Source organism: Pseudomonas oryzicola (assembly GCF_014269185.2).
In the GTDB taxonomy this organism is placed as follows: domain Bacteria; phylum Pseudomonadota; class Gammaproteobacteria; order Pseudomonadales; family Pseudomonadaceae; genus Aquipseudomonas; species Aquipseudomonas oryzicola.
The window spans coordinates 2016624-2030378 of record NZ_JABWRZ020000001.1; the positions used below are offsets into that span (position 1 = coordinate 2016624).

The following is a 13755-nucleotide window of genomic DNA, read 5'->3' on the forward strand; positions in this document are numbered from 1 at the left end:
GAAATGGACTCTATGTCCTTCGGAGGTAGCCGCCTGATGTACAAGGACCTCAAGTTCCCCATCCTCATCGTTCACCGTGCCATCAAGGTCGACAGCGTCGCTGGCGAGCGTGTACGCGGTATTGCCGAGGAGCTGAGCCAGGACGGCTTTACCATCATCAAGGCCGCCGACCACGGCGAGGCGCGTCTGGTGGCCACCACCCACCACGGCCTGGCCTGCATGCTGATTGCCGCCGAGGGCATCGCCGAAAATACCCACCTGCTGCAGAACATGGCCGAACTGATCCGTCTGGCTCGTCTGCGCGCGCCCAACCTGCCGATCTTCGCCCTTGGCGAGCAGGTCACCCTGGAAAATGCCCCCGCCGAAGCCATGAGCGAGCTCAACCAGCTGCGTGGCATCCTTTACCTGTTCGAAGACACCGTGCCATTTCTCGCCCGCCAGGTGGCGCGTGCGGCGCACAGCTACCTCGATGGCCTGCTGCCGCCGTTCTTCAAGGCCTTGGTGCAGCACACCGCGCAGTCCAACTATTCCTGGCACACGCCGGGCCACGGCGGCGGCGTGGCCTACCGTAAAAGCCCGGTGGGCCAGGCCTTCCACCAGTTCTTCGGGGAAAACACCCTGCGCTCGGACCTGTCGGTTTCGGTGCCGGAGCTGGGCTCGCTGCTCGATCACACCGGCCCCCTGGCGGAAGCCGAGGCCAGGGCGGCGCGCAACTTCGGCGCCGACCACACGTTCTTCGTCATCAATGGCACCTCCACCGCCAACAAGATCGTCTGGCACGCCATGGTCGGCCGTGACGATCTGGTACTGGTGGATCGCAACTGCCACAAGTCGGTGGTGCATGCCATCATCATGACCGGCGCCATCCCGCTGTACCTGTGCCCCGAGCGCAACGAACTGGGCATCATCGGGCCGATCCCGCTCAGTGAATTCAGTGCCGAGTCGATCCAGGCGAAGATACAGGCCAACCCGCTCGCGCGCGACCGCGGGCAACGCATCAAGCTGGCGGTGGTGACCAACTCCACCTACGACGGCCTGTGCTATCACGCCGGGCTGATCAAGCAGACCCTGGGCGGCAGTGTCGAGGTGTTGCACTTCGACGAGGCCTGGTTCGCCTACGCGGCGTTCCATGGCTTCTTCACCGGGCGCTATGCCATGGGTACGGCCTGCGCCGCAGACAGCCCGATGGTGTTCAGCACCCATTCCACCCACAAGCTGCTGGCCGCGTTCAGCCAGGCCTCGATGATTCACGTGCAGGACGGGGCCAGGCGCCAGCTGGACCGTGACCGCTTCAACGAAGCGTTCATGATGCACATTTCGACCTCGCCGCAGTACAGCATCCTTGCCTCGCTGGATGTGGCCTCGACCATGATGGAGGGCCCGGCCGGGCATTCGCTGCTGCAGGAGATGTTCGACGAGGCTCTGAGTTTTCGCCGCGCCCTGGCCAACCTGCGTGAGCACATTGCCGCAGATGACTGGTGGTTCAGCATCTGGCAGCCGCCAGGTGCCGAGGGCATCCACCGCCTGGCCGCGCAGGATTGGCTATTGCAGCCGGGCGCGGAGTGGCATGGTTTTGCCGAAGTGACCGATGACTATGTGTTGCTCGACCCGCTGAAAGTGACGCTGGTAATGCCTGGCCTGAGTGCGGGCGGTGCCTTGGGCGAACATGGCATCCCGGCGGCGGTGGTCAGCAAGTTTCTCTGGGAACGCGGGCTGGTGGTGGAGAAGACCGGCTTGTACAGCTTCCTGGTGCTGTTCTCCATGGGCATCACCAAGGGCAAGTGGAGCACCTTGCTTACCGAACTGCTGGAGTTCAAACGCCACTATGATGGCAATACGCTGCTCAGCAGCTGCCTGCCCAGCGTGGTGGCGGCCGATACGTCCCGCTACCAGGGCATGGGCTTGCGCGAGCTGTGTGACCAGTTGCATGGCTGCTACCGCGCCAATGCCACGGCCAAGCAACTGAAGCGGCTGTTCACCCGTTTGCCGGAGGTGGCCGTGAGCCCGGCCAGGGCCTATGACCTGATGGTGCGCGGCGAGGTGGAGGCGGTACCGATCGAGGCGTTGATGGGGCGTGTGGCGGCGGTGATGCTGGTACCGTACCCGCCGGGCATTCCATTGATCATGCCAGGGGAGCGGTTCACCGAGGCGACCCGCTCGATACTCGACTACCTGGCCTTTGCCCGGGCGTTCAACCAGGGCTTCCCCGGGTTTGTCGCCGACGTGCACGGCCTGCAGAACGAAAGTGGCCGCTACACGGTGGATTGCATCAGGGAATGCGAATGATCTCGACGCCGCTGCGAGCCAGTTCGAAGCGGTTTTCACCCAGGTGGTTGACCTTGTCACCGATGGCCAGGCGGTAAGTGGTGATGGGCGCACCCAGCGTGCTGCCGTCCACTTGCAGGGTCGACTCCTGGAACTCGTGCACGGGGTAGATACGGCCTTCGGCGTCACGGGCGTGGAATTGGCCGACCATTACTGCTGCCATTTGGGTGAGAACCTCTGAATTACGTAGGGAATGTCTGATCGGATAGACCGTGGAACCGCTTCGGAAGTTTTCGCACCCTGGAAAAAAAACCAAAGTGCCGAACAACGGTCATCTATAACTACAACGTCCTCTTACCCAGCAAAGGTTGGAATTGCCATGACCCAGGTGTATTCGGTAGCTGTCGTCGTCGGTAGCTTGCGCAAGGACTCCTACAACCGCAAGGTTGCCCGTGCACTCTCGGAGCTGGCGCCGTCCAGCCTGGCGCTGAAGATTGTCGAGATCGGTGATTTGCCGTTGTACAACGAGGATGTCGAGGCCGATGCACCGCCGCAATCGTGGAAACGTTTTCGCGATGAGATCCGCCGCAGCGATGCAGTGCTATTCGTCACTCCGGAATACAATCGCTCGGTGCCGGGCTGCCTGAAGAACGCTATCGATGTCGGCTCGCGGCCCTACGGGCAAAGCGCCTGGGGCGGCAAACCGACGGCGGTGGTCAGTGTGTCACCGGGGGCCATTGGCGGTTTTGGCGCCAACCATGCCGTACGCCAGTCGCTGGTCTTTCTGGACATGCCATGCATGCAGATGCCCGAGGCCTACCTTGGCGGGGCGGCGAGCCTGTTCGACGAGGCCGGCAAGCTCAACGACAAGACCCGGCCGTTCCTGCAGGGGTTCATTGACAAGTTTGCTTCGTGGGTGAAATTGAACAGGGCGGTTTGACCTGCCTTCAGCAATCATCGCTGAGCGCACGATCGCTGCAGGAGCGGCCTTTTGCCGCGAAAGGCCGCTCCTGCAAGAAGCTGTGCGCAGCGGTTCAGCGGAAGCTGTAGGAAACCCCGGCATACACAGCAAACCCTTCGCCCGGTGTCGAGCGGGCAACGTCCTTGCCAGCGTCGTCGTAGCCGGGTGTCACCGTTGCCGCATAGCGCTTGTTGGTCAGGTTGCGCAGGTCAAGCCAGGTCTGCCAGTCCTGTTTCGGTGAATTCCAGCCAAGGCGCGTGCCGAGCAAGGCATAGGCGTCGGCGTGGTAGCTGTTGGCGTAGTCCACCTGCACCTTCGACGCCATTTGCGTATTCAGCCCTGCGTAGAAGCCATTTGGCCAGTCGTAGCGCAGTTCGGCCTGATAGTAGTGCATCGGGATGCCGGGCAGCCGGTTGTCGCCGAACTGGTCGTCGTCGCGGTAGTGGAAGTCACTGAAGGTGTAGGCCTGGCGCAAGCTGAGCCTGCCAGTCCCGGCGCGTTCCCACAGCGTGCTGTCGAGGCCGGCTTCCACCCCTTGGTGCACCGTGGCGCTGGCGTTGAATTCCTTGGCCGGAGCGCCCTGCATGATTTCCACGGCCAGCAGTTCATGACGAACCTGCGCGTAGTACCAGGCCAGGTCCCAATGTCCCACTGCCGAGTCGCCGCGCGCACCCAGCTCCAGCGTGGTGGCTGTCTGGTTCTGCATCTCGATCGGCTGATAGGCGGTTGGCGCGCTCCAGATCAGGGACCAGGGATGGGGCGGTTCGACCGAGCGGCTCAGATTGCCGTACACCTGCAGGTCCGGGCGGATGTCATAGCGTAGCCCCAGGCGAGGTGCGTAGTCCCAGTCATGCATGCTCACCTTGCCACCTTCGGCAGGGTAGGTGACAGCACTTTCGCGGCGGGTATAGATCATCGCCAGACCGGTGGTCAGCCACAGGTTGGGGACCAGCTCCAGGTCGTTGCCGAAATGCAGCACGGTGTCCGAACCCTGGTAAGTGAAGTCTCGGGTGCGTGCGCCGAATACATCGCCAGTGCGCGCGAATTGCGAAGCACCGCTGTTGGGCAGGTGTTTGGTGGTACGCCAGCCGACGGTGGTCTTGCTGTCGTGGCCGAACAGAGTGTCGCGGCGGAAGTAATTCAGGGTGCCGCTGACATCGGTGTAGGCCACCTTCAGGCGCATCGGGCCTTCGCGCAGGTCCATCGGGTAGTCATGGTAGACCAGGCCAGCTTCCAGGCGCGCATCATCGTCGAGGTAGAAGGTGGTCTTGTTGCCCAGCCAGGTGCTGCCCGGCTGGGGGCGGCTGTCATCGCGAGCCAGGTAGTTCGGGTTGGCAGCGCGGGGGTGGTGCTTGATCTGCTGCTTGGTCAAGCGCCCGGCCAGTTCGTTGTCGGTTTCCCGATAGCGCAGGTAGAAGCGGGTTTCCAGGTCAGGGTTGAAACGGTAGCCGAAGTTGGCGGCAACGCCCTTGGCACTGCCGCTGCTGTGCGCCTGATAGCCGTCATATTCCGAATCGGTCAAGGCCAGGTAATAGTCGAGCTTGCCCAGTACCTGGCCCGAACTGACCTGCCGGTGCTGATAACCATGGCTGCCGACTTCATAGCGCACCTGCAGCGGCGCGGCGTCGTAGCCGGTGTGGGTGATGTAGTTCAGTGCCCCGCCAAGGGCCAGCGCGCCCTGGTCAAAGCCGTTGGCGCCGCGCAGCACTTCGGCACGGCTCAGCCACAACGGCTCGAACAGTTCGTAGGGCGTACCACCCGGGCCGGTCAGCGGCAGGCCGTCGAACATCGTGTACACCCCGGAGCCATGGGCCCCCGGGGCGCGGTTGAGGCCCGAGCCGCGGATCGACAACTTGATGCCATCGTTGCCCGCCGATTGGGCGAATACCCCGGGTTGGTAGGCAAGCACGTCCTGGTTGCTTGCGACCCGGCCTTGTCCTGCACGCTGCATGTCGACCAGGTTACTGGCCCCTGGCACCTCACGCAGGCGTTCGCTGGCTGCGCTCAGGTCATTCTGCTCCTCGTCCGTGATCAGCACCTGGCCCAGTTCGACCGAGGAGGCCGCCGCAGGCTGGTTGGCAGCCAAAGCGGCCAGCAGGCCAAGGCAGGAGGATAGGGGCAAAACGCAACGCATTGTACGACTCCAGGTGAAAGGGCAAATGACAACGGCGTTGAGACGAGCGAAATCACCCTTGAAGCACGAAGAAAGCCGGCTAATTTGCCGCAGGTTTCATCACGTGGTTTTGTACGAAAGTTCTTTACAAGCCGCAGTGATAGAGCCGCACGGCTGGCGCTTCGTAGAGTGACCGCAGACCGGCAGCAATGCCTCTCTCAATCACCCGCGGAGTTCAAACATGAATGACCACGCACGACATTCGCAGCACCCCTTGGCGGACGCCCCGGTTCGCCTGACGCCACGTGAACAGCAAGTCCTGTTGTGGTGCGCCTACGGCAAGAGTTCCTGGGAGATCGGCCAGATCCTGGCGTGCAAGGAATCGACGGTGAACTTCCATGTATCGAACATTCTGCGCAAGTTCGATGTGCCCACCCGGGTGGCAGCAGTGATCAAGGCCATTCGCTACGGCATGTTGGTCGGGCAGTGAGGGGCGGACATGGGCGACGATCCTCTGTTTCCGCGTTTTGCCGACAGCCATGACCCGTTCTGGCCACGCATAGACCTCGGCAGGCTGCGCGAGCGTCTGAACCTGCAGTCGCCGGTCAGCGAAACCGCACTGGAAGTGGCCGCACGCTGCGCTGCCATCGACGCGGCACGCGAATTCGCCCGCTGGCGTGCGGTACTGCGCAGGCGAGGCTACAAGCGCCTTGATGATGTTGCCAGGCATGACCATGGGCGTGCATTGAGGGTGTGCTACTTGCGCTTTATCGAGGCTGCAGTCCGGTACAACCTGGGGTCGACTGCCTGCTTGCCCATTGCACGTCGAGGGCGCAACCATGCCTGAAGTCGACATGTTCGACACACCGTGTGCCGTGCTCGTGGCGTTGCTGGAAGCGGATGGCAGTGTACTGTTCGCTGCGCTGCTGGGCGCACTGCTGGTGAGCGCGGCGCGTGACCGATTGATCACCAATACAGCCAGGCGCCTGAAGCTGGGCAAGAAACTGCTGCTGGTATTCGTGACCGTCGGGGTGGGCCACGTGTTCGAGCCGCTGGTGTCGTCACTGGTGCCCCTGCCGACACGTGGCATGGCGGCATTCGTGGCTGCCGTGGTGGTAATACCGATCAGCCTCAAGGTCATGGTCTGGCTGGATACACTTGACCCACGCGAACTCATCCAGCGCTGGCGAAATCGGGGTTAGCCGTTGGCTGACCCCGCCAGCGCACTCAGTTGCTGTTCCAGTTGCTGGATGCGTTGCTTGTCCTGGATGAGCAGCAGGATGGCCTGGCGATCTGCGGGCGATAACGTGCGCAGGCGCGTGAGCATGTCGTATTCCCAGTCTGCATCATCCAGGGCTGAGCTGGCAGGGGCGGCTGCGCCCAGCAGCAGCCAGTCCAGTGAGCAGCCGTGCTGCCGGGCCAAGTCTATGCATAACGAATATGGAATGCTGTCGCGCACCTTCCAGCTGCTCAGGGTCTGTGGGCTGATCGACAGTTTGCGCGACAGCTCGGCATCGGTCTTGGCGCCGGTCAAAAGCTTGAGACGGGTGAGCACTGCAGCAAGTACGTGAGTACTCATAACAGATATCCATGACTGGTTTAATGATATTCCATGGGCTTAAACTACTCTTTATGAATACAGCCCTGCGTTTTAAGGAGCATTTCTGCAATGAGAAACATCGAACTGAAGAATGATTTCAAGTTTGCTGCCAATACTGACACAGCTGAACGATTATTCTTAGGGAGCATAGCGTTGAATCATGCTTGCAGGTACTTGCCGTGAGTACCTACAAACTGGTTTGCCCGCATTGCCACAGCCGGATGCGCATACGCACCAGCGAAGGGCGCCATATTTTCCTGCGCATTGCTTATTTGCAATGCACAACCGAGGCCTGTGGCTGGTCAGTGCGTGCCGAATTCGAAATGACCCATGAGCTTTCACCCAGCGGCATGCCCAACCCGGAAGTTTACCTGCCCTCGGCCAATGGTGAGTTGCGCAGGGCGGCATTGCCGACGATAGCGCAGGGAGCAGGCGATGAATGAGTTGCCACTGGACGCGATGAAAGTAGCTGCAGGACAAACAAGGCAGATAAAAAAACACCCCGCATGAGCGGGGTGTCTTGTTTTACCGGGCAATCAGCCGATCAGTTGCAGGCCCGCTTGCTGGACCATTTCCAGCAGTGGTTGCGGGTACACGCCAAGCACGAAGGCAAGAATGGCGATGGCCAGCAGCATGACGCCGCCGGTGCGCTGTTCCCACTTCAGCGGGGCGTCGTGGCGACGCAGGTTCGGTTCGACCAGGTAAAGGGTGACCATGACGCGCAGGTAGTAGTAGACGCCGATGGCGCTACCGATCACCAGCGCACCGACCAGCCACCACAGGTGTGACTCGACGCCGGTGGCGATGATGTAGAACTTGCCGATGAAGCCGGCGGTCAGCGGAATACCGGCCAGCGACAGCATCATCACGGTCAGTACCGCAGTCAGGTACGGACGGCGCCAGAACAGGCCGCGATACTCGTACAGTGCATCGGCGTCACGGCCGCCGTAAGGCGACGACATCAGGGTGATGACACCGAAGGCGCCCAGGCTGGTGATCACGTAGGTGACCAGGTACACGCCCATGGCCTCCAGGGCCAGGCCCTTGCTGGCGACCAGGGCGATGACCAGGTAGCCAAAGTGGGCGATGGACGAGTAACCGAGCAGGCGCTTGAGGTTGCTCTGGGTCAGCGCCAGCAGGTTGCCGATCAGGATCGAGGCCACGGCAATCACCGCCAGCACGGTGCTCAGCACGCCACTGCTGGCAGCAGGGGAGAGCATGAACAGGCGCACGACAACGGCGAACACCGCCACCTTGCTGGCGGTGGCCAGGAACGCGGCGACCGGCGCCGGAGCGCCTTCGTACACGTCCGGGGTCCACAGGTGGAACGGTACCAGCGACAGCTTGAAGGCCAGGCCGACCAGCATCATGGCCAGGCCCAGCTGGGCCACCAGGCTAGGCATGCTGGTGGCGGCCAGGGCCTTGCCGATCTGGTCGAAGCTCAGGCTGCCGGCGTCGGCGTACAGCAGCGCCATGCCGAACAGCAGGAACGCCGAGCCGGCAGCCGACAGCACCATGTACTTGATGCCGGCTTCGAGCGAGCGCTTGTTGAAGAAGGCATACGCCACCAGGCCGTAGACCGGTACCGACAGCAGCTCCAGGCCGATGAACAGGCCGGCCAGGTGGTTGGCACTGACCAGCACCAGGCCGCCGAGGGCCGACATCAGCAGCAGCAGGTAGAGTTCTTCACGGTTGCCCGGGAAGCCCTTGGAGCCTTCGCCGAGGTAGGCGTGGGCGAGGGTGACGCAGGCCAGCGTGGCCACCAGCATGATCGCCATGTACAGGCAGGCGAACTTGTCGATGGTCACCAGCGAGGTGACTGCCAGCGGCGCGACCTTCAGTGCCGGCAGGATCGACAGCAGGGCCAGGTTGAGGCCCACGGTGGACAGCAGAAAAGTCTGCGAGTGGTTGCGCTTCCAGGCGATCGCCAGCATCACCACCACCGTGGTGATGGTGGTGATCAGCATCGGCGCCAATGCGATGAAGTGTTGAGTGGTGAATTCCATAGCGCTCTTACCGGGCCGAAGCGAGTTGAGTGAAAGCGGAACCGAGCCACTGCTGCACACCACTCATGGTGGCGGCAGAGGTGTCGAGGAACGGCTGCGGATACACGCCCAGCAGGATCAGCAGTACTGCCAGACCCAGGACCATGATCAGTTCGCGACCGTCCATGCCGGCCAGCACGCTGTCGGCCTTGGCCGGGCCGAAGTAGGCGCGGTGGATCATGATCAGCGAGTACACCGAACCGAATACCAGGCCAGTGGTGGCGATCACGGTGATCCACGGCACGCTGGCGAAGCTGCCGATCAGGATCAGGAATTCGCCGACGAAGTTGCCGGTGCCCGGCAGGCCCAGCGAGGCGGCGGCGAAGAACAGGCTGATGGCTGGCAGGTAGGCGATGCGGTGCCACAGGCCACCCATTTCGCGCATGTCACGGGTGTGCAGGCGCTCGTACAGCTGGCCGGCCAGGATGAACAGCGCGGCAGCCGACAGGCCGTGGGCCAGCATCTGGATTACCGCGCCTTGCAGGGCCTGCTGGCTGCCGGAGTAGATACCGATCAGCACGAAGCCCATGTGCGAGACGCTGGAGAACGCGACCAGGCGCTTGATGTCGGTTTGCGCAAAGGCCAGGAAGGCACCGTAGAAGATACCGATCAGGCCCAGGGTCATGGCGATCGGCGCGAACTCGGCCGAGGCATTCGGGAACAGCGGCAGGGCGAAGCGCAGCAGGCCATAGGCCGCAGTCTTCAGCAAGATACCGGCGAGGTCCACGGAACCTGCGGTCGGGGCCTGGGCGTGGGCGTCAGGCAGCCAGGAGTGGAACGGCACTACCGGCAGTTTCACCGCGAAGGCGATGAAGAAGCCCAGCATCAGCAGGTACTCGGTACCGGCTGGCAGTTCGGCTTTCAGCAGATCGCTGTAGTTGAAGGTGATCACCCCGGTGTTGGTGTAGTTGACCAGCACCAGGCCAAGGATCGCCACCAGCATGATCAGGCCGCTGGCCTGGGTGAAGATGAAGAACTTGGTCGCTGCATAGATCCGGGTCTTCTTGCCGTCTGCCGAGCTGTGACCCCAGAGCGCGATGAGGAAATACATCGGCACCAGCATCATTTCCCAGAAGAAGAAGAACAGGAACAGGTCCAGGGCCAGGAACACACCGACCACGCCGCCGAGGATCCACATCAGGTTGAGGTGGAAGAAGCCGACGTGGCGCTGGATTTCCTTCCAGGAGCACAGTACCGACAGCACACCGAGCAGGCCGGTGAGCAGGATCATCAGCAGCGACAGGCCGTCGAGGGCCAGGTGGATGCTGATGCCGAAGCGCTGGATCCACTGGACTTTGTATTCCAGGGCCCAGGCCGGCTCGGCGCCCGGAGCGGGGGCGAGGGTGTAGTCGCCGTTAGCCCACAGCCACAGGCCGATGCCGAGCAGCAGGGACATGGTCAGCAGCGCGATCCAGCGCGGCAGAGTGGCGCCGAAGCGCTCACCCAGCCAGCACAGGAAGCCGCCGATGAAGGGGATCAGGATCAGCCAAGGCAAAATCATGACGGGTTGGTTTCCTTTGGCAAAGTCGCAAGATTCATAGTCATACCGCAGCCACTACCACGGCACCGAGCACCAGCACGGCACCCACGGCGATAGAGGCGGTGTACCAGCGCAGCTGGCCAGTCTCGGTCTTGCTCATGGCGACGTGGCCGCCACGCGCCATCCGAGGAATCAGGCCGATGGTGCGGTCAACCGGGTCCTTGCGCAGGATATGGCTGATCAGCAGGTACGGTTTGACGAAGAGCTTGTCGTAGATCCAGTCGAAGCCCCAGGCAGCGAACCACCAGGCCGACAGGACACGACCGATACCGCTGTTGGCGACCGCACTGACGAAGCGGCGCTTGCCCAGGAACAGCAGGGCCGACAGCAGGATACCGGCGATGGCGATGGCGCCCGAGGTGAGCTCCAGCGCGTGCTTGGCTTCGCCACCGGCGTGGCCGGCGCTTTCCGGCAGCACGCCTGCCAGCGGCGGGGTGATCCAGGCACCGACGAACGTCGACAGCACGATCAGCACGCCCAGCGGCAGCCAGTGGCTGATGCCGTGGCCCGCGTGGGCTTCGGTCTTGGCTTCGCCGTGGAAGGCGATGAAGATCAGGCGGAAGGTGTACAGCGAGGTCATGAACGCGCCGACCAGGCCGGCGTACAGCAGGCCGGTGTTGCCGCTGGCGAAGGCTTCCCAGAGGATCTCGTCCTTGGAGTAGAAGCCCACGGTCACGATCGGCAAGGCCGCCAGGGCCGCACCGCCGACCACGAAGCTGGCGTAGGCCAGCGGCAGTTTCTTCCACAGGCCGCCCATCTTGAAGATGTCCTGCTCGTGGTGGCAGGCAACGATCACCGCACCGGAAGCAAGGAACAGCAGGGCCTTGAAGAAGGCGTGGGTCATCAGGTGGAAGATCGCCGCGTCCCAGGCACCCACGCCCAGGGCGAGGAACATGTAGCCGATCTGGCTCATGGTCGAGTAGGCGAGGATACGCTTGATGTCGGTTTGCACCAGCGCGGCGAAGCCGGCCAGTACCAGGGTCACGCCACCGACTACGCCGACCAGGTGCAGGATGTCCGGGGCCAGCAGGAACAGGCCGTTGGTGCGGGCGATCAGGTACACGCCTGCAGTCACCATGGTCGCGGCGTGGATCAGTGCCGAAACCGGAGTCGGGCCGGCCATCGCGTCGGCCAGCCAGGTCTGCAGTGGCAGCTGCGCCGATTTACCGACCGCACCACCCAGCAGCATCAGCGTGGCCAGGACCATCCAGGTGTCGCCAGCCTGGAACTTCTGCGGGGCCAGCACCAGCAGCTGCTGCACGTTCAGGGTACCCAGCTGGGCGAACAGGATGAACAGGCCGATGGCCATGAACACGTCGCCGATGCGGGTGACGATGAATGCCTTGAGTGCCGCGTTACCGTTGTTGCGGTTGCTGTAGTAGAAACCGATCAACAGGTACGAGCACAGGCCCACGCCTTCCCAGCCGAAGTAGATGAACAGCAGGTTATCGCCCAGGACCAGGAACAGCATGCTGGCGATGAACAGGTTGGTGTAGGCGAAGAAGCGCGAATAACCGGCTTCGCCGCGCATGTACCAGGATGCGAACAGGTGGATCAGGAAGCCGACACCGGTGACCACGCCGAGCATGGTCACTGACAGGCCGTCCAGGTACAGGGTGAAGTTCGGCGCGAAGCCGTCCACCGACATCCACTGCCACAGCAGCTGGCTGTACGCGCCGCCTTCAGGCGGGGCAACGTTGAACTGCCAGATGACGTAGGCGGCCACGGCGGCCGACAGGCCCACCGAGCCGACGCCGATCAGGGCCGACAGGTTCTCCGAGAAGCGCCCGCGCGAGAACGACAGCAGCAGGAAGCCGAGGAGGGGGAAGACGAAAGTCAGGAAGAGAAGGTTCATCCGCGCATCTCACTGGCAGCATCGATGTCGAGAGTGTGGAAGCGGCGATACAGCTGCAGCAGGATCGCCAGGCCGATACTGGCCTCGGCGGCTGCCAGGCTGATCACCAGAATGAACATCACCTGGCCGTCGGGCTGGACCCAACGGGCACCGGCGACGATGAACGCCAGGGCAGAGGCGTTCATCATGACTTCCAGGCTCATGAGCACGAAGAGGATGTTGCGGCGGACCATCAGGCCAACCAGACCTAAGCAGAACAGGATGCCGGCGACCGCCAGACCATGCTCGAGAGGGATAGCACCCATGATTTACTCCTTCGCCTCGTTGCGGCCCAGGTGGAAGGCGGTGACGGCTGCAGCCAGCAGCAGCATCGAAGCCAGTTCGACCACCAGCAGGTACGGGCCGAACAGGCTGATGCCCACGGCTTTCGGGCCAACGGTGGTACCGCTGATGGCGGCGCCGCTGGGGGCGACGAACAGCACGTACAGCAGCTCCAGCAGCAGCAGGGCGGCGAGGATCACCGGCCCGGCCCAGATGCCGGGCTTGAGCCAGCCGCGTTCCTGGGCGACCGAAGCCGGCCCGAGGTTGAGCATCATCACCACGAACACGAACAGCACCATGATGGCGCCGGCGTAGGCGATCACTTCCAGGGCGCCGGCGAACGGCGCACCCAGGGCGAAGAAGATCATGGCCACGGAAATCAGCGAAATGATCAGGTAAAGCAAGGCGTGCACGGGGTTGGTACCGGTCACCACCCGAAGGGTGGAGAGCACGGCGATCCCGGATGCGAAGTAGAAAGCGAATTCCATCTTTCTGTCCTTATGGGAGCAAGCTCTTCACGTTGATCGGCTCGGCTTCGTTCTGTGCAGCGCCTTTCGGCTTGCCAGCGATCGCCATACCCGCAACACGGTAGAAGTTGTAGTCAGGGTTCTTGCCGGGGCCGGAGATCAGCAGATCTTCTTTCTCGTACACCAGGTCCTGACGCTTGAACTCGGCCATTTCGAAATCCGGAGTCAGCTGGATCGCGGTGGTCGGGCACGCCTCTTCACACAGGCCGCAGAAGATGCAGCGCGAGAAGTTGATGCGGAAGAACTCCGGGTACCAGCGGCCGTCCTCGGTCTCGGCCTTCTGCAGCGAGATGCAGCCGACCGGGCAGGCTACCGCGCAGAGGTTGCATGCCACGCAGCGTTCCTCGCCATCGGGGTCGCGGGTGAGGACGATGCGGCCGCGGTAGCGCGGCGGCAGGTACACGGGTTCTTCGGGGTACTGCAGGGTATCGCGCTTGCGGAACCCGTGGGAGAACACCATGGCCAGGCTGCGCAGCTGAGTGCCGGTGCCCTTAACGATGTCGCCGATATACTTGAACATGGGTCAAA

The 13755-nt window shown here is 62.7% G+C and carries 15 protein-coding genes; 6 read left to right on the forward strand and 9 right to left on the reverse strand.

Annotated features, from left to right (window positions below; all coding sequences use genetic code 11):
* Window positions 1-36: 36 nt before the first annotated feature.
* On the forward strand, window positions 37-2286 hold the full coding sequence (locus tag HU760_RS09075; protein ID WP_186674858.1) for an Orn/Lys/Arg family decarboxylase: 2250 nt from the start codon (window positions 37-39) through the stop codon (window positions 2284-2286).
* Here HU760_RS09075 and HU760_RS09080 read toward each other — a convergent pair.
* Complete coding sequence (locus tag HU760_RS09080; RefSeq protein WP_186674756.1) at window positions 2270-2488, reverse strand: hypothetical protein; 219 nt, start codon at window positions 2486-2488, stop codon at window positions 2270-2272. The two genes, HU760_RS09075 and HU760_RS09080, sit on opposite strands and share 17 nt — an antisense overlap.
* A 156-nt stretch (window positions 2489-2644) precedes the next feature.
* Between HU760_RS09080 and HU760_RS09085 the strand changes: the two genes are divergently transcribed.
* Entirely contained in the window at window positions 2645-3205 is a 561-nt protein-coding gene (locus tag HU760_RS09085) for an NADPH-dependent FMN reductase (RefSeq protein ID WP_186674755.1), read from the forward strand.
* A 94-nt stretch (window positions 3206-3299) separates the two neighbouring features.
* Here HU760_RS09085 and HU760_RS09090 read toward each other — a convergent pair whose 3' ends face one another.
* Complete coding sequence (locus HU760_RS09090) at window positions 3300-5360, reverse strand: TonB-dependent receptor family protein (protein WP_186674754.1); 2061 nt, start codon at window positions 5358-5360, stop codon at window positions 3300-3302.
* A 220-nt stretch (window positions 5361-5580) separates the two neighbouring features.
* Between HU760_RS09090 and HU760_RS09095 the strand changes: the two genes are divergently transcribed.
* Genes HU760_RS09095 through HU760_RS09105 form a run of 3 tightly spaced genes read left to right on the forward strand, consistent with a single transcriptional unit; the run spans window position 5581 to window position 6541 of the window.
* Window positions 5581-5829, forward strand: a complete 249-nt coding sequence (locus HU760_RS09095; protein WP_186674753.1) for a helix-turn-helix domain-containing protein — start codon at window positions 5581-5583, stop codon at window positions 5827-5829.
* 9 nt (window positions 5830-5838) lie between these two features.
* The gene (locus tag HU760_RS09100; protein ID WP_186674752.1) at window positions 5839-6186 is read left to right on the forward strand and encodes a head completion/stabilization protein; all 348 of its coding nucleotides are present in this window, start codon (window positions 5839-5841) and stop codon (window positions 6184-6186) included.
* Entirely contained in the window at window positions 6179-6541 is a 363-nt protein-coding gene (locus tag HU760_RS09105; RefSeq protein ID WP_186674751.1) for a hypothetical protein, read from the forward strand. Before HU760_RS09100 ends, HU760_RS09105 begins: the two co-directional genes overlap by 8 nt.
* On the opposite strand, the gene HU760_RS09110 is transcribed toward HU760_RS09105, so the two are convergent.
* Window positions 6538-6918, reverse strand: coding sequence for a helix-turn-helix domain-containing protein (locus HU760_RS09110; protein ID WP_186674750.1), 381 nt, complete (start codon window positions 6916-6918; stop codon window positions 6538-6540). The genes HU760_RS09105 and HU760_RS09110 overlap by 4 nt on opposite strands.
* A gap of 200 nt (window positions 6919-7118) precedes the next feature.
* Here HU760_RS09110 and HU760_RS09115 point away from each other — a divergent pair, with 200 nt between their 5' ends.
* Window positions 7119-7382, forward strand: coding sequence for an Ogr/Delta-like zinc finger protein (locus HU760_RS09115; RefSeq protein ID WP_186674749.1), 264 nt, complete (start codon window positions 7119-7121; stop codon window positions 7380-7382).
* 93 nt (window positions 7383-7475) lie between these two features.
* Here the strand turns inward: HU760_RS09115 and nuoN are convergent, their stop codons facing one another.
* Genes nuoN through nuoI form a run of 6 tightly spaced genes read right to left on the reverse strand, consistent with a single transcriptional unit; the run spans window position 7476 to window position 13747 of the window.
* Window positions 7476-8945, reverse strand: coding sequence for an NADH-quinone oxidoreductase subunit NuoN (nuoN, locus tag HU760_RS09120; protein ID WP_186674748.1), 1470 nt, complete (start codon window positions 8943-8945; stop codon window positions 7476-7478).
* 7 nt (window positions 8946-8952) lie between these two features.
* Window positions 8953-10485 (reverse strand): NADH-quinone oxidoreductase subunit M, encoded by a 1533-nt coding sequence (gene nuoM / locus HU760_RS09125; RefSeq protein WP_170030746.1) that lies wholly within the window; start codon window positions 10483-10485, stop codon window positions 8953-8955.
* A 40-nt stretch (window positions 10486-10525) separates the two neighbouring features.
* Window positions 10526-12379 carry an NADH-quinone oxidoreductase subunit L gene (gene nuoL, locus HU760_RS09130; RefSeq protein WP_186674747.1) on the reverse strand — a complete coding sequence of 618 codons (1854 nt, stop codon included), beginning with the start codon at window positions 12377-12379 and terminating at the stop codon, window positions 10526-10528.
* Complete coding sequence (gene nuoK, locus HU760_RS09135; RefSeq protein ID WP_008096201.1) at window positions 12376-12684, reverse strand: NADH-quinone oxidoreductase subunit NuoK; 309 nt, start codon at window positions 12682-12684, stop codon at window positions 12376-12378. Before nuoK ends, nuoL begins: the two co-directional genes overlap by 4 nt.
* A gap of 3 nt (window positions 12685-12687) precedes the next feature.
* On the reverse strand, window positions 12688-13188 hold the full coding sequence (gene nuoJ / locus HU760_RS09140; RefSeq protein ID WP_170030742.1) for an NADH-quinone oxidoreductase subunit J: 501 nt from the start codon (window positions 13186-13188) through the stop codon (window positions 12688-12690).
* Window positions 13189-13198: 10 nt separating this feature from the next.
* Window positions 13199-13747, reverse strand: a complete 549-nt coding sequence (gene nuoI, locus HU760_RS09145; RefSeq protein ID WP_016488223.1) for an NADH-quinone oxidoreductase subunit NuoI — start codon at window positions 13745-13747, stop codon at window positions 13199-13201.
* Window positions 13748-13755 lie beyond the last annotated feature (8 nt).